Source organism: Streptomyces sp. NPDC030183, from assembly GCF_055573455.1.
The window spans coordinates 550,708-569,473 of sequence record NZ_JBVIBK010000001.1; the positions used below are offsets into that span (position 1 = coordinate 550,708).

The window sequence follows — 18,766 nt, forward strand, 5'->3', positions numbered from 1 at the left end:
GGGGTGCGTACGGTGAGTTTCTGGGACTACGTGGGCAGCTACCGCGAGAGGCTGCTGTTCGACGCCTACCAGCACGCCAGTGCCGTCCTCCAGTGCGTGGTCGCGGCGACGGTCGTCGGGGTGGCGGTCGCGGTCGCCGCCCATCGGCGTGAGTGGGCCGCCGGCCTCGCCACCGCCACGACCTCCGCCGTGCTCACCGTTCCCTCCCTCGCGATGATCGGCCTGCTGGTCCCGGTGGTGGGGCTGGGCGTGGCCCCCACGGTGATCGCGCTGACGCTGTACGGGCTGCTGCCGGTGGTGCGGAACGCGATCGTCGGGCTGCGCGGGGTCGATCCGGAGCTGGTGGAGGCGGCGAAGGGCGTCGGGATGTCCCCGGTCCGCCGGCTGCTGCGGGTGGAGCTGCCGCTCGCCTGGCCGCCGATCCTCGCCGGTGTCCGGGTCTCCACGCAGTTGCTGATGGGCGTCGCCGCGATCGCCGCGTACGCCTCCGGGCCGGGCCTCGGCAACGAGATCTTCCGCGGTATCGCCTCCCTGGGCAGCGCCAACGCGCTCAACCAGGTGCTCGCGGGCACGCTCGGCATCGTCGTCCTCGCGCTGCTGTTCGACGCCGGGTATGTGCTGCTCGGGCGGCTGACGATCCCGAGGGGGATCCGTGGCTGACACCGGCGCGACCATTGAGCTGATCAACCTCACCAAGCACTACCCGGGCAGCCGTCACCCTTCCGTCGACGGCGTCACGATGCGGATCGACGCCGGTGAGACCGTGGTGTTCGTGGGGCCGTCGGGGTGCGGCAAGTCGACGACGCTCAAGATGATCAACAGGTTGATCGAGCCGTCCAGTGGTTCCGTCCGGATCAACGGTGAGGACGTCACCGGACTTGATCCGGTCACGCTGCGCCGCGGGATCGGCTATGCCATCCAGTCGTCGGGGCTCTTCCCGCACATGACGGTCGGCCAGAACATCGCCCTCGTGCCGCGCATGGCCGGCTGGTCCGGGCCACGGGTCAGGGCCCGGGTGGCGGAGATGCTGGAGCTGGTCGGGCTCGACCCCGGCGAGTTCCGCGACCGGTATCCGCGAGGGCTCTCCGGGGGCCAGCGGCAGCGGGTGGGCGTCGCCCGGGCGCTGGCCGCCGATCCGCCCGTGCTGCTCATGGACGAGCCGTTCGGCGCGGTGGACCCGATCACCCGCGACCACCTCCAGGAGGAGCTGCTGCGGCTCCAGCGCGAGCTGCGCAGGACCATCGTGTTCGTCACCCACGACTTCGACGAGGCGATCCGGCTCGGTGACCGGATCGCGGTCCTCAGGGAGCGGTCGCGCATCGCCCAGTTCGACACCCCGGAGGCGATCCTGGCCCATCCCGCCGACGCGTTCGTCTCCGGTTTCACCGGCACCGGGGCCGCGCTGAGACGGCTCGACCTCACCCGCCTGCGGGACATGCCGGTCACCGGCTGTCCGACGGCACACCAGGGCGAGCCGATCCAGCAGATCCGCGGCCGGCTGCGGGCGAGCGCCACCGACGAGGTGCTGCTGCTGGACCGGCGCGGACGGCCCATCCGGTGGCTGCGGCGCGACGACCTGACGCACGCCGAGGGGCCGCTCACCGAGGCCGGGACACCGGTCGACGGGACGGTGACCAGGGACGCCACGCTCCGGGAGGCCCTGGCGGCCGTCCTGACCGATAGCGCGGGCCGGGTCGCGGTCACCGGCCCGAACGGCGTGTACGCGGGTGCCGTCCGCCTGGAGGGCCTGCTCGACTCCGTGCGCGCGCTGCTGGAGTCCGACCGCAGGCACGCGCGGGAGCACCAGCGCGAGCTGGAGGCGACCCGCACCGAGCCCACCGGGCCCACCGGGCCGGAGGGCCGGGTCACCGAGGGGCCGGACGGTGACCTCGCCGGGGAACCGGAGGACGACGCCGTGGGGAGCCCGGGGTGAGCGCGCCGCCGGACGCGGCCAGGGAGGCGGACGGCTCGTCCACCGCCGCCGGAACCCCCGTCGCACCCGCGTCGCCCCACCCGTCCGCGCCACCGCAGGGATCGCCGGACGGATCGTCCGACGGGGCCCCTCCCCCGCACGAGGCCCGCCTCCTCAAGCTCACCTGGCAGAAGCTCACCCTGCTCCCGAGCCTCCTCGTGGTCGTCCTCCTCGGCACCTGGCTCTGGTTCCGGCAGGCGGAGCTGGACGCGATCTCCGCGAACGCGCTGGCGAACGGGCAGGTGTGGCTGGCCCTGCGGCAGCACGTCGCGCTGACCGCCGTCTCCACGTTCTTCGTGCTGGTCCTCGCGATCCCGCTGGGCGTCCTGCTGACCCGGCCGAGGTTCCGCGCGGCCGCACCCGTCGTACGAGCCGTCGCCAACGCCGGGCAGGCCACCCCCGCCATCGGGCTGCTGGCGCTGCTGGTGATCTGGCTCGGCATCGGACGGACGGCGGCGCTGACCGGCATGATCGCGTACGCCGTCCTGCCGGTCCTGTCGAACACGGTCGCCGGCCTGCGGGCGAACGACCCGACGCTCCTCGAAGCCGCCCGGGGCATCGGCATGTCACCGGCGGAGGTCCTCACCCGTGTCGAACTCCCGCTGGCCGTGCCGCTGATCCTGGCGGGCGTCCGCACGGCCCTCGTCCTGAACGTCGGCACGGCCACCCTCGCCGCGTTCGGCGGGGGCGGCGGCCTCGGCGTACTGATCACCACCGGCATCACCAACCAGCGCATGCCCGTCCTCGTCCTGGGCTCGGTCCTCACGGTGGCGCTGGCCCTGCTGCTGGACTGGCTCGCCTCGCTCGCGGAGGTGCTGCTGCGGCCGCGGGGCCTGGAGGCGGGCCCATGAGGCCGGTCGTGTCGCCGCCGCGTACGGCCCTGCTGCTCTGCGGGCTGCTGGCCGTCACCGGCTGTGGCCTGACCAGCGGCTCCCCCATGGCGGACGACGTACGGCCGGGGTCCATCGGGCGGGGACGGCCCCTGGAGGGCGCCGAGCTGACCGTGACGTCCAAGGACTTCACCGAGAACCTGATCCTCGGCGCGATGACGGGCATCGCCTTCCAGGCGGCCGGCGCGGAGGTGATCGACCGCACCGGCATCCAGGGGTCCTTCGGCGCCCGGGAGGCGGTCCGGAGCGGGGAGGCGGACGCCATGTACGAGTACACGGGCACCGCCTGGATCACGTACCAGGGCAACAGCGCCCCCATCGCCGATGCGCGCCGGCAGTGGGAGACGGTGCGCGACGCCGACCTGAGGAACGGGGTGACCTGGCTGCCGCCCTCCGCCCTGGACAACACGTACGCCCTCGCCGTCAACCGTGCCAACTCCGCCCGGTACCGCACGAGGAACCTCTCCGAGGTGGCCGCCCTCGCGGCGCGGGACCCCGACGCCGTCACCCTCTGCGTGGAGGGCGAGTTCGCCAACCGCGCGGACGGGCTGCCGGGCCTGCAGAAGGCGTACGGCATGAGTCTGCCCGCCCGGAACATCACCCAGATGGACACCGGGATCATCTACACCCAGGCGGCGAAGGGGAGTTGCGCGTACGGGGAGGTCTTCACCACCGACGGGCGCATCGCGTCGATGCGGCTCGCGGTGATGGAGGACGACCGGCAATTCTTCCCGCACTACAACGCGGCCCCCGAGATCAACTCCGCGACCCTGAGGAAGTGGCCGCGCATCGCCGACGTCCTGGCCCCCGTCACGGCGAAGCTCGACAACGACGTGGCCCGGAGGCTGAACGCCCGGGTGGACGTGGGCGGGGAGGATCCGCACCGGGTGGCGCTGGAGTGGATGGTGGCGGAGGGATTCGTCACGCGCGGCGCGGACAGGGCGGGGCGTAGTCGAGGCGGGGGAAGTGGCGGGCCCGCCGGGCCGGTGAGGTCCCACAGGCGGACGGTGTCGTCGTAGCCGCTGGTGGCGGCCACGCCGTCGTCGCGCACGGCGACGGAGTACACGGCCTTGGTGTGTCCCGTGGGCCGCTTCGACACGAACCTGGGTTCTCGCGGGTCGCTCCCGTCCCACAGCCGGAGCACGCGGTCGCCGCCCACCCCGACCAGGGTGTCGCCGTCCGCGGAGAACTGGAACGCGCCCAGGGCGACTCCGCCGGTGCCGGTGGTGCCCAGTCGGACGGGCCCGGCGCGGATTGCCCAGGTCCCACAGGTCGGATTCGCGTACGGCCTGCCCTACGGGCTGGCCGCCCGCAGCGAGTACGAGGCGTACCGCCCCCTCCAGTACGGCGACGGACACCCCAGGCCGGGCCCGGTGTGCGGCGCACCGGGCCCGGTCGTACGACCGCGACGGTGGATCCCGCCCGGGTGCGGGTCAGCAGCTCGGGACGGCACCCTTGCCCGTCTTCAGGGCCACCAGGGAGCTGACCGCGTTCTTCAGGGTGGTCACCGGGACGAGTCTGAGCCCCTTCGGCAGCTCGGCCTTCGCGTCGGCGCACTCGGCCTTGGGGACCAGGAAGACCGTGGCGCCGTCGCGCCGGGCGGCCTGGGTCTTCAGGGGCACTCCGCCGACGGCGCCGACCTTGCCGGAGCCGTCGATCGTCCCCGTACCGGCGATGACACGGCCGCCGGTGAGGTCGCCGCCGCTGCCGTCGCCGTCGAGCTTGTCGACGATGCCGAGGGAGAAGAGCAGACCGGCGCTGGGGCCGCCGACGTCGGCGAGCCGCAAGGTGACCTTGACGTCGCCGGCGTCCTCACCGAGGTAGGCGAGGGCCGCCTCCGTGGCCGTGTCCTGGGACTCCTTCATCTCGGCCGCGTTGTACTCCTCGATCTCCTTCACGGACTCGCCGCTCGGGTAGACCGCGTCGCGCGGCATGACGGCCCGGTCGGTGCGGAACCAGTTGTCGAGCACGTCACCGAGGCCGACCTCGGCGTCGGGGCCCGTCGCCACGATGGTCGTCATCCGCAGTTCGCCGCTGGTCCGCCGGGTCTCCGTGCCGGAGATGGTGATCACCGGCTCGCCCTTGTTCTCGCCGAGGACGTTCGCCGTCATGCCCGGCTGCGCGATGGTGAACGGCAGCGGCGCGAACGCGACCGTCGTGAGGAGTCCCACGACGGGCACGGCACAGACGGCTACGGCGGCGGGACGCGAAAGACGGGAGAGGCGAGAGAGCACGGGGTCAATCTAACGCGACGCGCGGTTCCGGCCACGGGGCGGTGGGCGGCGGACCGTGCCCGGGTGCCGGAACTCACTTCCCGCCCGCCTTCCCGTCCGTCTTCCCGTCCGACTTCCCGTCCGTCTTCCCGCCCGACTTCCCACTCGCCTTCCCGCCCGACTTCCCGCCCGCCGTTCCGGCGCCCGCCGTCCCGTCCGCCGCCCCAACCGCCTTCCCGTCCGCCTCCTCGAAGACCGCGAGCATCTGCGTGAGCACATGCACACAGGTGTCGATGTCCGCGCCGGTGATGTCACCCCCGACCCGCGCCATCAGCCGGCTCTCGCGGGCGATGAGGTCGTCGATGGCGGCGCGCCCCGCGTCCGTCAGCCGGATCAGGGAGGAGCGCTGGTGGGCCGGATTGGGGACGGCCTCGACGAGGTCGCCGTCCGCCGCCTCGTTGACCATCCGCTGCACGAACTGCCGGCTCACCGCCAGGGTGCGCCCCATCTGCGGAACGGTCAGGGGCCCCTTGGCCCGCAGCAGCTCCAGTACGGCCCGGACGCCGATGGAGAGTCCCACGGTCGGCGCCTTCAGCTCCACGGCCCTGGTCACCCTGCGGTACAGGGGACCGAGGACGGCGAACACCTCGTACAGCCGGCCGGCCAGGACCTCGGGCGGGAGCGGCCGGTCCCTGTCGGTGCCGTGGGCGGCTTGCCCGGTGTCGTTGTCGCCCTCGTTGTCGCTCGCGCTGTCGCTCTCGTTCTGCGTCACCCGACCAGGATGACACCTGGGTTGCCATTCCACCCGCAAGATGACACCTTAGTTGTCATGACAGATGGATCGCAGGTCCTCACGTTCGCGTCCGACGACGGCCCCCTCGCCTATGGAGACACCGGCACGGGCCTCCCTCTGGTCCTGTTGCACGGCGGCTTCACCGATCGCCGGATGTGGCGCGACCTGGTCCCGCCGCTCTCGGCCCACCACCGGGTGATCACACCGGACGCGCGGGGCCACGGGGCGTCCGCCAACGCGAGCAAGCCGTTCCGGTTCACCGACGACCTCGCCGCGCTGCTGCGCCACCTCGACACCGGCCCGGCCGTGCTGGTCGGCATGTCGATGGGCGGGGGCATCGCGGTCGACACCGCGCTGGAGCACCCGGATCTCGTCCGGGGCGTCGTCGTCAGCAACGTCGGCACCAGTGAGCCCGAGTTCACGGACCCCTGGACCAAGGACTCGGTCACCCGCTACTACGGCGCGCTGATGTCCGGGGACATCGAGACCTGGCTGGACGTGTCCGCCGAGGCGGTCATCGGCCCGTACCGCACGGCGGACGACGTGGACGCCGAGATCGTGCGCCGGGTGCGGGAGATGAACCGCGACACCGTCGCCAAGCACACCCTGGGCGAGACGGACTGGCACGTCCCGGTGACGGACACCTGGGCCCGGGCCGCCGCCGTCACCGTCCCGGTCCTCGCGATCAACGGCGCCCTCGACGCCCCCGACCTCATCGCCATGGCCGAACGCCTCACCACCACGGTCGCCGGCCCCGGCCGGGCCACGTCCATCGAGGGCACGGCCCACTACGCCGTCATGGAACAGCCGGAGACCTTCGCCGAGCTGGTCCTGGAGTGGCTGGACACGCTGGAGGGCGGGCGCCGACCGTAGGACGGAGAGGGAGCCCGGCTCAGCGGAGCGCGTCGGCCACCTCTCGGGCCGCGTCCATCACGCGCGGCCCCACCCGCTCCGGCACGGCGTCGGCCAGCATGACGACGCCGACGCTGCCCTCGACCCCGGTCACACCGAGCAACGGCGCCGCGGCCCCGCTCGCCCCCGCCTCCAGCTCACCGTGGGTGAGCGCGTAGCCGGGCCAGTCCCCCGGCTGCTGGCGGGCCGACAGGATCGCGCGTCCGGCGGCACCCCGGTCCAGCGCGTGCCGGAATCCGGCCCGATAGGCGACGTGATAATCCGTCCACGTCGGCTCGACGACAGCCACGGCCAGCGCCTCGGTGCCGTCGACGAGGGTGAGGTGCGCGGTGGCGCCTATGTCCTCCGCCAGGGACCGCAGCGCCGGCAGCGCGGCCTCCCGTACCAGCGGATGCACCTGGCGGCCCAGGCGGAGCACACCCAGCCCGACCCGGGCACGTCCACCCAGGTCACGCCGTACGAGAGAGTGCTGCTCCAGCGTGGCGAGCAGGCGGTACACAACGGTCCGGTTGACCCCGAGCTTGGTGGACAGTTCGGTGACGGTCAGCCCGTGGTCGGTGTCGGCGAGAAGTTTGAGGACACGCAGTCCCCGATCCAGCGTCTGAGAGGTCTCCGCGGTCACGACGCCCACTCCTTCGTGGTGAGGGCGGCGGCCCCCTTCGCGAGGGATGCGTCACCGGTCCCGTCGGCGACGCGCTACAGAGGCCGCCGATCGGCTGGACCCGGTTGGCTTCCGGGCGGAGTCGCTTCACGGCTGCGCTCCGCGGCGGCGCTGCCACGGGGCGTTTGCGTAGCGGGACAGTAGACGAGCCGGTTCGCTGAGCGGAAGACTCCGTCCAGAATCCGGTCAAGGACCGGTACGGACTACTTTGATTTGTCGCGAAATGTAGGGGCGCGCCGCACAGGGCACACACAGCGCGCCGCCCGGCGCGCGGGAACTCCCACGCGCCGTACGGACAGCCGTCACCCCGCCCACGCCGCCGCCCTCACACGGGCAGCCGTCACTTCATGCGGGTGGCCCACTCCTGGACCTTGGCGATGCGCTGCCGCAGCTGCCCCGCCGTGGCCTCGGCGCTCGGCGGTCCGCCGCACACACGCCGTACCTCGGTGTGGATGACGCCGTGCGGCTTGCCGCTCTGGTGGGAGTAGGCGCCGACCATGCTGTTGAGCTGCTTGCGCAGTTCGAGGAGTTCCTTGTGGGTGACGACGGGCCGCCGGTCGGCCGGAAGCTCGACGAGGTCGGCCTCCGCGTCCGGCTTCTTGCGGCTGTGCGCGATCTGCCGGGCCTGCCGCTTCTGGAGCAGCAGCTGCACCTGGTCGGGTTCGAGGAGCCCCGGGATCCCGAGGTAGTCCTGCTCCTCCTCGCTCCCCGGGTGGGCCTGCATACCGAACTCGGCGCCGTTGTACATGACCCGGTCGAAGACCGCGTCCGACTCCAGCGCCTCGAACGGCAGCATGTCCTGCTCGCCGGTGTCCTCGTCCTGCTGCCGCTCCGCCTCGGCGAGGAGCTTCTCCTCCTCGGCGTACGGGTCCTCCTCGCCGCCCTTCTTGGGCTTGTCGAGGACGTGGTCCCGTTCGCGCTCCATCTCGTTGGCGAAGCCGAGCAGGTCGGGCACGGTCGGCAGGAACACGGACGCGGTCTCGCCGCGCCGCCGGGACCGCACGAAGCGGCCGACGGCCTGCGCGAAGAAGAGAGGGGTGGAGATGGTGGTGGCGTACACCCCGACCGCGAGCCGCGGCACGTCGACGCCCTCGGACACCATCCGCACCGCGACCATCCACCGGTCGGTGTTGTGGCTGAACTCGTCGATGCGGTCCGAGGCGCCGGCGTCGTCGGACAGCACGAGGGTCGCCGAGTGGCCGGTGATCTCCCGGATGAGCTTGGCGTAGGCGCGCGCCGAGTCCTGGTCGGAGGCGATGACGAGGGCACCCGCGTCCGGGATGGCCTTCCTGACCTCGGTGAGCCGCTGGTCGGCGGCGCGCAGCACGCTCGGCATCCAGTCGCCGCGCGGATCGAGCGCGGTGCGCCATGCCTGGCTGATGGCGTCCTTGGTCATGGGCTCGCCGAGCCGCGCGGCGATCTCGTCGCCGGCCTTGGTGCGCCAGCGCATGTTGCCGCTGTAGGAGAGGAAGATGACGGGCCGCACGACGTTGTCGGCGAGCGCGTTGCCGTAGCCGTAGGTGTAGTCGGCGGAGGAGCGCCGGATGCCGTCCTGCCCCTCCTCGTACGTCACGAACGGGATGGGGTTGGTGTCGGACCGGAAGGGCGTACCGGTGAGGGCGAGCCGCCGCGTGGCCGGTTCGAACGCCTCCAGACACGCCTCGCCCCAGGACTTGCTGTCACCGGCGTGGTGGATCTCGTCGAGGATGACGAGGGTCTTGCGCTGCTCGCTGCGGTTGCGGTGCAGCATGGGGCGCACGCCGACACCGGCGTAGGTGACGGCGACCCCGTCGTACTCCCTGCCGAGCGGTCCCGCGCTGTACTCCGGGTCCAGCTTGATCCCTATCCGGGCCGCCGCCTCCGCCCACTGCTTCTTCAGGTGCTCGGTCGGCGCCACGACGGTCACCTGCTGCACCACGTGGTGGTGCAGCAGCCAGGACGCGAGGGTCAGCGCGAAGGTGGTCTTCCCGGCGCCGGGGGTCGCGACCGCGAGGAAGTCCCGCGGCTGCTCCTGGATGTACTTCTCCATCGCCCCCTGCTGCCAGGCACGCAGCTTGCTGGCGGTACCCCAGGGGGCGCGGCCGGGGAAGGCGGGCGAGAGGTGGTGGTTCGAGGTGGCGGTCATCGAAGCGGGCCCGGAGGGGCCTCCGTTGAGGGTGGCGGTGGTCGACGGGCGGGAGGTAGTCACGGTCTCCGGTCTGTGATCTGTGGTCGGGCGGCTCGGCGGGGTAGCGACGAGCGGCCCTGCCACGGCGGCTCGGCCGGCTCGGCTACGTATGACAACCGGGCCACCCTACCGGCGGCGCGACCGGGTCAACGCGCGTACGACACCCCGACCCCCGGCGATGGGATCCACCTCACAGCGACCTCAGCCGCCCCGCGATCACCGCGACGTCGCTCTCGTCCCCGGAGGCGACATCGATGACCAGGTCGTACGCCCGGTCCTGGTCGACGTCCGCGAGGTCGACGCCGTTGACGGCGAGGAACGTGGCCGCGGCGAGCCAGGCCGTGCGCTTGTTCCCGTCGACCAGGGGGTGGTTGGTGGCAATGGCGTGCAGCAGCGCGGCCGCCTGGTCGTGGAGGTCGGTGTAGGCGGCGGTGCCGAACATCCGGGCGCGCGGCCGGTGCACGGCCGACTCCAGCAGCCCGGGCTCCCGCTGCTCGGGCGCCCGCCCCCCGAAGGCGACCTCGGCGACGGCGGTGACCTCGGCGACGGTCAGATGACGGCTCATTCCCCCAGCCTCCGCAACAACTCGGCGTGCGCGGAGGCGAGCCGCTCGGCATGCCCCCGCACGAGCGCCCCCTGCGCCCGCACATATGCCTCCACGGCCTCCCCCACCACGTCCTCCGGCCCCCGCTCCTGCGCGTCGGCGAGGGTCTGTCGTTTGGATCATGCCGGCTTCGGGTTGCGGCACCTTGACGGCTGCCGGTGAGCGGGGCTTGGTGCGTGCGGCTGCAAGGCGGAGGAGGGCGTCAACGCGGAGCGTTGGCAACCGACGACAACGCGGCAGGCGTGCGTGCCAAGCCCCGCGGCCCAGGCGTGATCCAAACGACAGGCCCTTGGTCGGCGAGGGCCCGTTGGAGGGCGGGGTCGAGGCGGTGGGTGATCTCGGTCATGGGGGTGAGGTTAGAGGGAGAGCGGACGCCGGCCCCACCGCTTTACGGGCAGCGGTCCGCCCCTCGCCCTCCTCACCTCCTCCTCCCCCTGTTCCCTCACCGCTCCCGCAGCCGTGTCGTCACCCAGGCGCCCAGGAGGGCCACGGCCGCCATCGGCAGGAACACGGCGACGAACGCGGCCGGGTGGGAGCCGGTGCCGGAGGCGGTGGTGGCCGTGTGGCCGGCCGCGCCGCCGCCGAGCGCGGCGAAGGCGGCGCCGCCGGCCGCGAGCAGCAGCGCGTTGGACAGGCCGTCGGAGATCTGGAGCGAGGCGGAGTTGGTGCCTGCCTCCTCGGGGGCGGAGAGCTTGAGCAGCAGGACGCTGGTGGAGGAGATGACGAGGCCCATCCCGAAGCACCCGAAAGTCCACGCGACGGCCACGGTCCACACCGGCACCGTCTCGATCAGCACACTCGGCACCGCGGCGATCGCCGCCGCGACCACCATCATCCCGGTCGTCATCAGCCGCTCCCGGTACGGCTCCACGCGCGCCCGCGCCTGCACCCACGACCCCAGCGCCCACGCCCCGCCGCCCGCGGCGAGCGAGAACCCGGCGAGCGTCGGCGACAGCCCTCGCTGGGTGACCAGCATCAGCGGTACGAACGACTCGGCCGCGATGAACGACCCGGCGGCCACCCCGCGCAGCAGCACCACCGACGGCAGTCCCCGCACCGCCCGGTACGTCCCCCTGGGCAGCAGCCCGAGCACCGCCGGCACCAGCAGCCCCACCCCGACGGCCGCCGGCACGACCGACAGCCACCGCAGGTCCTGGGCGGCGTACTGGAGGAGCCCGGCACCCACCGAGATACCGAGGGCGAGCCGGATACGGCGGCGGTCGAAGGCGGGGGCCCCGGTCGCTGTGCCGCCGACCGGGCCCGACGCCCGGCGCCGTATCTGGGGCAGTGCCAGCCCCAGCGGCAGGACGACCAGGACGGGGATGCCCACGAAGACCCAGCGCCAGCCCAGCTGTTCGGTGACCGCGCCGGCGGCGAGGGGGCCGACGACGGACGGGATGATCCAGCTCGCGGCGAACCCGGCCATGATGGACGGCCGCAGCCGCTCCGGGTAGGCCCGCCCCACCACCACGTACAGCGCGACGATGACCAGGCCGCCGCCGAGTCCCTGGACGGCACGGCCGAGGATGAACAGCCACATGGCGCCCGCGGTGCCGGACACCAGCAACCCGGCGGCGAAGGCCGCGATCCCGGTGGTGAGCGGCCCGAGCGGCCCCCGAAGGTCGGACCACTGCCCGGACAGCACCATCCCGAAGAGGCTGGTGGTGAAGTAGGCGGAGAACACGAAGCCGTACGCGGAGACCCCGTCCAGATCCCGCGCCACGACGGGCATCGCCGTCCCGACCGCCATCGCCTCGAACGCGATCAGCAGCACGACGGAGACGATGCCGACGCTGAGCGCCCGGTGGGAACGTCCCAACACCCCCTCCGCGCGCTCGCCGGCGACAACCGGTCCACCATCCTGCGCAACGCCCGTGCCACGCGGCCTCAGAGCACCCATGCCCGCCAGAGTAAGGGGCATCGCTGACATTGACCCCTGTCCGGAGTCCCACACCCGATGCGACCTTGGTCGTACGCCCCCGCCCCTTCTCCCCCACGCACCCCGGGCACCCCACGCCACGCCCTTTCATGAACGGCGTATGGCAGTCCCGTTGCAGCCCCCACGCACCCCTTGAGCCCCGCCCCCTCCCCCGCCTACGGTCGACACATCGAGTTCGGAGCAATCACCCGAAGTTCTACCGAAGCACCATGATTGCCCCAACCCGGCCGTGTGCCCGAGTGGTTCAGGGGCTCGCCTGCAAAGCGAGTTACGTGGGTTCGAATCCCGCCACGGCCTCCGGCGCCTCGCGCAGGCATGGTGTCGAAGGGCCCCACCGTTCGCGGTGGGGCCCTTCGACGTGTCGTTCACCTTCCGGTGGTTCGACAACCTCGGTCCGCAGCCGACCGGGTCCGTAAGGACAGGGTGAGGTCGCCCGCTCGCCGGGGCAGCGGTCGGGTCGGTCAGCCGTCCGCGCAGGCCTCGTTGCGCAGTCTCTCCACCCAGCAGCCCGTGGGCGTCTTCTCCCGCTTCTCCCGCTGGAGCAGCCAGAGGGTGAAGGCGAGGGTGGAGATGTCGGCGTTGAGGGGGCAGAGCGTGGACTCGGGCTCGCTCCAGTTGAGGGCCGCGCCCGTCGTGCCGTCGAGGACGACGCTGTTGCCCTCGACGAAGTGGCCGAGGCGGATCAGGCGGGCGGCCTCGGCGGGGAGCCGGTCGGCCGGGAACCCGGGGCGCTCGTGCGCGTAGTACTCGGCGAGGGTCGGCAGCGGGATGTCCGTGTCGAGGTGGAAGAGGGCGTGCTCCTCGGGCAGGCCCATGTCGCGCAGGAAACGACGGGTCGGCTCGTGCGTGAGCGTCGCCGGGAAGTCGAAGTCCTCGAAGCGCCACACCTTGCTCTGGCCGAACTCCTCGTCCAGCAGCAGGGCGGGCAGGTCCAGCGCCAGTCCCGACAGTGTCGCCGGTCCGGCGGTCACGGTCAGGCCCTTCAGGTCGTTCAGGTCCGTCAGGCCCATGGTCCCCATCGTCATCGTGCTCTCGGCTCCCCCAGCACATGGCTCGCGTGCCAACCCCCGGCAGGGGACAACACCGCGCCGCACAGCGGCCGTTGCCGTCCCACTCCCAGAACCATACGCCGCCCCACTGACAACGCCCGCCGTACACGCGAACACCCGGCCGGGGTAGGGCCAGTGGACCGGTCAGGCCGGTCCGGGGGCCGTGCGGGGACCCGTCAGGCCCCCGTCACCACCGCCGCCTGCGGGCGGATCGGCAGGCGGTTCACGGGGCGGCCCGTCGCGGCGCGTACCGCCGAGGCGATGGCCGCCGGGGAGGTGACCACCGGTACGGCGCTGGCCGCCTTCGCGCCGAAGGGGGCCACCACGTCCCGCTCCTCCACCAGCTTGACGATCTGGATGTCGGGGGCGTCGAGGGCGGTGGGCAGGGAGTACCCGGTCAGGTCGGGGTGGCGGATCAGACCGCGCGGGGTGCGCAGGTTCTCCGTCAGCGCGATGCCGACGCCCTGGGTGACGCCCGCCTCGATCCGGGCGTTGAGCTGCGCGGGGTTGAGGATCCGGCCGACGTCCTGGGCGACCGCCAGCTCCACGACCCGTACGGAGCCGAGTTCGATGTCGACGTCCACGACCGCGCGGATCGCGCAGAAGGCCATGCCCACGAACGCGTCGCCCTGACCCGCGCCGTCCAGCGGCTCGGTCGGGTGCGGGCGGCACTGGGCGGTGGCCCACAGTTCCTTGCCGTCCAGCGCCTCCGCGACCGTCGTCGACAGGACACCGTCGTACGACGTGATCTTGCCGTCGGTGATCTGGAGCAGCTCCGTGGACATGCCGAACTTGTGGGCGAGGGGCTGGAGCAGCTGGGTGCGGACCATCTTCGCCGCGCGTTCCACCGCGCCGCCCGACACCCAGGTGTGGCGGCCCCGGCAGCCGGCGCCCGCGGGGGGCTGGTCGGTGTCGACCTGGGCGATGTGCACCTCGTCGATGCCGAGGGTCTCCTGGACGATCTGCCGGGCGAGGGTGGAGAAGCCCTGGCCGGTGTCGACGGCCGCGCACAGCACGGTCGCGATGCCGTCGTGGACCTTCACGGTGGCCGTGGAGACCTCGTCCGCGCCCTCCGCGCCGAGCATGTGGACCATGCCGAGGCCGTAGCCGACGCCGCGGCGGACCGCGCCCGGCTCGCCCGCGCCCTCGGGGCCGCCCGGCAGCAGCCACTCCTCCTCGGGGGTGTCCTTCGGCAGCGCCGGGAGCGGGAACTCCCGCACCGCCTCGAGGAGTTCGGCGACGGGGGCCGGGCAGGTCACGGACTGTCCGGTGGGCAGCACGTCACCCGTGGACATCACGTTGCGCATGCGCAGCTCGGCCGGGTCGAGGCCCAGCTTCTTGGCGAGCTTGTCCATCTGCGCCTCGTACGCGGCGCAGACCTGCATGGCGCCCTCGCCGCGCACATGGCCGGAGGGCGGGTTGTTGGTGCGCACCGCCCAGCCCTCGATGAAGGCGTTGGGGATCACATACGGGCCGCAGGCGAACGACACGGCCGCCGCCAGGGCCTCGGAGGAGGTGTCCGCGTACGCGCCCGCGTCCAGCAGGATCTGGGCCTCGACCTTGACCAGCCTGCCCTCGGCGTCCGCGTGGTGGCGGTAGCGCAGGAGCGTCGGGTGCCGGTGCGCGTGGCCGAGGAAGGACTCCTCGCGCGTGGCGGTCAGTTTGACCGGGCAGCCGGTCTTCAGCGCCAGCAGGCCGAGCGGGAGCTGGAAGCCCTGGTCCTCGCGGTCGGCGGTGGCGCCGGGCACACCGGTGACGACGATCTTGACGCGGTCGGGGGCCAGGCCGTAGACGGCGGCGGCGGTGTCGCGGTCGGTGTGCGGGTCGGTGGAGCCGAGGTACAGCTCGACACCGCCGTCGGGGCGGGGCACGGCGAGGCCGGCCTCGGCGCCGATGGGGGCCGGGTCCTGGCGGCCGATGCGGTACTGCCCCTCGACGACCACCTCACCGGAGGCGTTGGGGTCGCCGTGGCGCAGCGGGATGTGCCGGATCAGATTGCCGTCGGGGTGCAAGGGCTCGGCTTCGAACGCCTGCTCGGGGTCGATAACCGGTTCGAGCACCTCGTACTCGACGATGACGGCGGCGGCGGCCATCCGCGCGGTGTCCGGGTGGTCGGCGGCGACGGCGGCGATGGGCTCGCCGTGGTGGCGTACGACGTCGGAGGCGAACACCGGCCGGTCGATCTTGCCGCGCCCGTGCAGCGGGGTACCGGGCACGTCCTCGTGGGTGACGACGGCCCGGACGCCGGGCATCTCGCGCGCGTGGGAGGTGTCGATGGACACGATGCGCGCGTGCGGGTGCGGTGAGCGCAGGACGGCGGCCCACAGCAGGCCCTCGGCCCACAGGTCGGCCGCGTACGGGAAGGTGCCCTCGGACTTCGCGCGGGCGTCGGCGGACGGAAGGGACGCGCCGAGCCCGTGCGGCAGTGGCTCCGGGGCGGGCGCGGCCTCGCCGGCGCTTCCGGCGCTCCCGGCGACCGCGGGCGTCGCGGTGGCTGCTTCGTTGCTCACGCCTGGCCTCCGTCCTGGCCGAACGACTGGTCCTGATCATCGAACGACCGGCCCTGACCGCCGTAGGTGTCGTCATGACCCCCGAACGACTGCCCCTGACCGCCGTACGTGTCGCCCGGGTCGCCGAACGACTGCCCCTGGCCCCCGTATGTGCCGTCCTGGCCGCCGAAGGTCTGGCCCTGACCGCCGTAGGAGTCGTCGTGACCCCCGAACGACTGGCCCTGACCGCCGTACGTGCCGTCCTGGCCGCCGAAGGTCTGGTCCTGGCCCCCGTACGTGCCGTCCTGGCCGCCGAACGACTGCCCCTGACCGCCGTACGTGTCGCCCGGGTCGCCGAAGGACAGCCCCTGGCCGCCGTAGGACTGGCCGGGGTCGTGCGGGGCGGCGGGCGGTGCCCCCTGGGCCTCGTACGCCGCCGGGTTGACGCCACCCGCGCCGGGGCCCGCCTGGTGCGGGATGCGGGCCTCTTCGGTGTCGGCGCCGGTCTCGTTCTCGCCGGTGGCGTGGGCCTCGCGTTCGGCGACGACCTCGCGCACGGCGGCGAGCACACCGCGGTAGCCGGAGCAGCGGCAGAGGTTGCCGCAGAGCGCCTGGCGGGCCTCCAGCTCGGTGGGGGCCGGGTTGCCCTCCAGGAGGTCGTGCACGGTCATCGCCATGCCGGGCACGCAGAAGCCGCACTGGACGGCGCCGCACCGGGCGAGCGCCCGCTGCACGTCGGAGGGCTGCCCGTCGACGGCGAGACCCTCGACGGTGCGCACCTCGCTGCTCGCGGCGGTGACGGCGGGCACCAGGCAGGAGGCCACGAGCCGGCCGTCGACCTGGACGTTGCAGGCGCCGCACTCGCCCTGGGAGCAGCCGTCCTTGGCGCCCGCGAGGCCGAGCCGCTCGCGCAGCACGTAGAGCAGCGACTCGCCGATCCAGGCGTCGGTGACGGGCCGGTCGGCGCCGTTGACGCGCAGGACGTACGAGGCGAGGGGGTGGTCGTCGTGCGGGGGCGGGGTGGGTTCGGCGGCCGGTTCCGCGGCGCCCTCTTCCTCGGCGCCCGGGATCTCGGCGTCGGGCGCCTCGGCGGGCGTCTCCGCCTCCTGGGGGCCCTCGGGGTCGCCCTCGGCCCCGTCGGCCGACTCGGCGTCTCCGGCGGGCTCCTGGGCGGCTTCGGGGGCCTCCTCGACGGCCTCGGGAGCCGGTGCCTCGGTGGGAGCGCCGGAGGGGCCCGCGGGGGCGTCGGCGGACTCCGTGGGAGCCGCGGCCGGCGCGTCGGCCGGGGGTTCCTCGATGGCGCGGTCGTCGGTGGCGCGGCCGTCGGTGGCGCGCTCGTCGGCGGGGCGGTCCTCGGTGGCGCGCTCCTCGACCCGTGCCGCGGGCGGCGGCGCGGTCCAGGCGGTGCCGATCTGCTCGGTCGCCCAGGGTGCGGGGGCACCGCCGGGCAGGGTCGCGGGCGGGGTGCCGCCCCACTGCTCGACCAGGGCCGAGGTACTGAACTCGCCCGATTCGTCCGGAAGGTCACCCCCGGCGACCGGAATCGACCACTCGCCGGTCACGTCGTGACCGGGTGCGGTGCCTTCCTGTGCGGCCGGCTCCTCGAACGTCCACTGCCCGGTGGACCCGGGGTTGTACGTGAACCCGTCCTGCGCCGGGGGCTGCTGCTGCCCGGCGTTCGGGTCGTGCCACTGGGCGCCCTCGGCCGGCATGGCCCAGGAACCCGTGCCGGACGGGTCGGTCCCGGCGGTGCCGGCCGGGTTGGCCGCTATCGGCGGCGGCACATAGCCGTGGCCGGGCGCGGCGAGCGGGCTGTCGGCGGCGAGCAGCGCGTCGATGCCGCCCTCGGGGAGCTGAACGAAGGTGGTGGCGCCGTCGTCGTAGTCGCCCTGCGGCAGTCGCTCCCAGCCGCTCTGGCCCCCCTGCCGCGGGGTGCCCTCTCCGTGCTGGTCGTCGGTCACGACAGCGCCCTCCCCAGTGCTCGTCGGGCCAGCGCGGCGACGGTGCGCCGCAGGTGCAGTACGGCGGGCGGAAGCGGTGGCACGGAGCCGTCGACCTCGGGGGCCGGGTCCGGGATGCAGGCGGCGGCGACGTACTCGCCGAACGCCTGCAACGCCTCGGGGACCAGGGTGCGCTCGCCGTCCCAGTCGATCAGTCCGGCGACCCACGCCTCGGCGTCCAGAGGGCGCAGCGGCATCGGCGCTATGGCGCCGACCGCGCACCGCACCCCGCGCCGGGCGGGGTCGAGGACGAGGGCGACCGAGGCGGCGGCGCGGCCGGGACCGGTCCGCCCCGTGGCCTTGAGGAAGACCTGGGGGGCGTGCAGCAGCGGCACGCGCACGTACCCGATCAGTTCGCCGGGGCGCAGCATCTCCATGCCGGCCAGCAGGTGGGAGACCGGCATCTCCCGGCGGGCCCCGCCCGGGCCCGCGATGATCAGCGTGGCCTCCAGGGCGGCCAGCACCGGCAGCGCGTCCCCCGTGGGGGCGGCCGTCGCGATGTTGCCGCCGAGGGTGCCCGCGTTGCGGATCTGCGGCGGGCCGGCGGCGCGCGCGGCGGCGGCGAGCGCCGGGATGAGCGCCGCGAAATCCGGGCGCCCCATCCGGGCGTGCGTCAGTCCGGCGCCGAGCAGGGCGTGCCCGTCCTGGTACTGCCAGCCGCGGATCTCGCTGATCCTGCCCAGCCCGACCAGCGCGGCGGGCCGGAGCTGCCCGGAGTTGACCGCGGTCATGAGGTCCGTGCCGCCCGCCACCGGGACCGCCCAGGGCATGGCGGCGAGGGCCGCCACGGCCTCGTCGAGCGAGCCGGGCAGGGTCACGGCCTGCGCCGCCTGCGGTGCGTGCGTGGTCAAACCGGCTGCCCCTTCCCGCTGCCCCACCTGGTCCGCCTGTGTTGCCGTACGGTACGTGCTGACAGGGCGGACGTGGCAACTCTGGCACATTCTCGCGAGGCCCGAACGCGGGGGTCCGCTAGGAGGCATTCGCCCACCTCACACCGGGGATAGTCCGTTTTGGTACGACATCTCCCGTGCGTGCATATTGACGCGCTTGGCTGCTTCTGGCGCGTCTTGTCCCTGG

The 18,766-nt window shown here is 73.4% G+C and carries 14 protein-coding genes, 1 tRNA gene and 2 pseudogenes; 6 read left to right on the plus strand and 11 right to left on the minus strand.

Features of this window, described 5'->3' with window-relative positions; all coding sequences use genetic code 11:
* Positions 1-12: 12 nt before the first annotated feature.
* Genes ACZ4Z2_RS02415 through ACZ4Z2_RS02430 form a run of 4 tightly spaced genes read left to right on the plus strand, consistent with a single transcriptional unit; the run spans position 13 to position 3,881 of the window.
* On the plus strand, positions 13-660 hold the full coding sequence (locus ACZ4Z2_RS02415) for an ABC transporter permease (protein WP_468071474.1): 648 nt from the start codon (positions 13-15) through the stop codon (positions 658-660).
* Positions 653-1,933, plus strand: coding sequence for an ABC transporter ATP-binding protein (locus ACZ4Z2_RS02420; RefSeq protein WP_468071476.1), 1,281 nt, complete (start codon positions 653-655; stop codon positions 1,931-1,933). The genes ACZ4Z2_RS02415 and ACZ4Z2_RS02420 overlap by 8 nt, the downstream gene beginning before the upstream one ends.
* A complete protein-coding gene (locus ACZ4Z2_RS02425; RefSeq protein WP_468071478.1) occupies positions 1,930-2,823 on the plus strand; it encodes an ABC transporter permease in 894 nt (297 codons plus the stop codon). The genes ACZ4Z2_RS02420 and ACZ4Z2_RS02425 overlap by 4 nt, the downstream gene beginning before the upstream one ends.
* Positions 2,820-3,881, plus strand: a complete 1,062-nt coding sequence (locus ACZ4Z2_RS02430; protein WP_468071480.1) for a glycine betaine ABC transporter substrate-binding protein — start codon at positions 2,820-2,822, stop codon at positions 3,879-3,881. The genes ACZ4Z2_RS02425 and ACZ4Z2_RS02430 overlap by 4 nt, the downstream gene beginning before the upstream one ends.
* Positions 3,882-3,895: 14 nt before the next feature.
* Here the strand turns inward: ACZ4Z2_RS02430 and ACZ4Z2_RS02435 are convergent.
* The 3 genes and pseudogenes from ACZ4Z2_RS02435 to ACZ4Z2_RS02445 all read right to left on the minus strand — a co-directional run.
* A pseudogene (locus tag ACZ4Z2_RS02435) lies at positions 3,896-4,021 on the minus strand (hypothetical protein); the annotation flags it as partial.
* Between the two features lie 274 nt (positions 4,022-4,295).
* Entirely contained in the window at positions 4,296-5,096 is an 801-nt protein-coding gene (locus ACZ4Z2_RS02440) for a S16 family serine protease (RefSeq protein WP_468071482.1), read from the minus strand.
* Positions 5,097-5,313: 217 nt separating this feature from the next.
* A pseudogene (locus ACZ4Z2_RS02445) lies at positions 5,314-5,742 on the minus strand (MarR family winged helix-turn-helix transcriptional regulator); the annotation flags it as partial.
* 162 nt (positions 5,743-5,904) lie between these two features.
* On the opposite strand from ACZ4Z2_RS02445, the gene ACZ4Z2_RS02450 reads away from it, so the two are divergent.
* Positions 5,905-6,741 carry an alpha/beta fold hydrolase gene (locus tag ACZ4Z2_RS02450; RefSeq protein ID WP_468071483.1) on the plus strand — a complete coding sequence of 279 codons (837 nt, stop codon included), beginning with the start codon at positions 5,905-5,907 and terminating at the stop codon, positions 6,739-6,741.
* Between the two features lie 19 nt (positions 6,742-6,760).
* Here the strand turns inward: ACZ4Z2_RS02450 and ACZ4Z2_RS02455 are convergent, their stop codons facing one another.
* The 4 genes from ACZ4Z2_RS02455 to ACZ4Z2_RS02470 all read right to left on the minus strand — a co-directional run bounded on the left by ACZ4Z2_RS02455 (position 6,761) and on the right by ACZ4Z2_RS02470 (position 12,112).
* The gene (locus ACZ4Z2_RS02455; protein ID WP_468071484.1) at positions 6,761-7,402 is read right to left on the minus strand and encodes an IclR family transcriptional regulator; all 642 of its coding nucleotides are present in this window, start codon (positions 7,400-7,402) and stop codon (positions 6,761-6,763) included.
* Between the two features lie 379 nt (positions 7,403-7,781).
* Entirely contained in the window at positions 7,782-9,566 is a 1,785-nt protein-coding gene (locus ACZ4Z2_RS02460; RefSeq protein ID WP_468071690.1) for a DEAD/DEAH box helicase, read from the minus strand.
* Positions 9,567-9,798: 232 nt separating this feature from the next.
* Positions 9,799-10,173 (minus strand): type II toxin-antitoxin system death-on-curing family toxin, encoded by a 375-nt coding sequence (locus ACZ4Z2_RS02465; protein ID WP_468071486.1) that lies wholly within the window; start codon positions 10,171-10,173, stop codon positions 9,799-9,801.
* Between the two features lie 481 nt (positions 10,174-10,654).
* Entirely contained in the window at positions 10,655-12,112 is a 1,458-nt protein-coding gene (locus ACZ4Z2_RS02470; protein WP_468071488.1) for an MFS transporter, read from the minus strand.
* Positions 12,113-12,376: 264 nt separating this feature from the next.
* On the opposite strand from ACZ4Z2_RS02470, the gene ACZ4Z2_RS02475 reads away from it, so the two are divergent.
* A tRNA-Cys gene (locus tag ACZ4Z2_RS02475) sits at positions 12,377-12,448 on the plus strand.
* 164 nt (positions 12,449-12,612) lie between these two features.
* On the opposite strand, the gene ACZ4Z2_RS02480 is transcribed toward ACZ4Z2_RS02475, so the two are convergent.
* The 4 genes from ACZ4Z2_RS02480 to ACZ4Z2_RS02495 form a co-directional block, all read right to left on the minus strand.
* Positions 12,613-13,176, minus strand: a complete 564-nt coding sequence (locus tag ACZ4Z2_RS02480) for an SUKH-4 family immunity protein (RefSeq protein WP_468071490.1) — start codon at positions 13,174-13,176, stop codon at positions 12,613-12,615.
* A gap of 200 nt (positions 13,177-13,376) precedes the next feature.
* The gene (locus ACZ4Z2_RS02485; RefSeq protein ID WP_468071491.1) at positions 13,377-15,710 is read right to left on the minus strand and encodes a xanthine dehydrogenase family protein molybdopterin-binding subunit; all 2,334 of its coding nucleotides are present in this window, start codon (positions 15,708-15,710) and stop codon (positions 13,377-13,379) included.
* Positions 15,707-17,650 (minus strand): (2Fe-2S)-binding protein, encoded by a 1,944-nt coding sequence (locus ACZ4Z2_RS02490; RefSeq protein ID WP_468071493.1) that lies wholly within the window; start codon positions 17,648-17,650, stop codon positions 15,707-15,709. The genes ACZ4Z2_RS02485 and ACZ4Z2_RS02490 overlap by 4 nt, the downstream gene beginning before the upstream one ends.
* Complete coding sequence (locus ACZ4Z2_RS02495) at positions 17,647-18,540, minus strand: FAD binding domain-containing protein (RefSeq protein WP_468071495.1); 894 nt, start codon at positions 18,538-18,540, stop codon at positions 17,647-17,649. The genes ACZ4Z2_RS02490 and ACZ4Z2_RS02495 overlap by 4 nt, the downstream gene beginning before the upstream one ends.
* Positions 18,541-18,766: the final 226 nt, after the last annotated feature.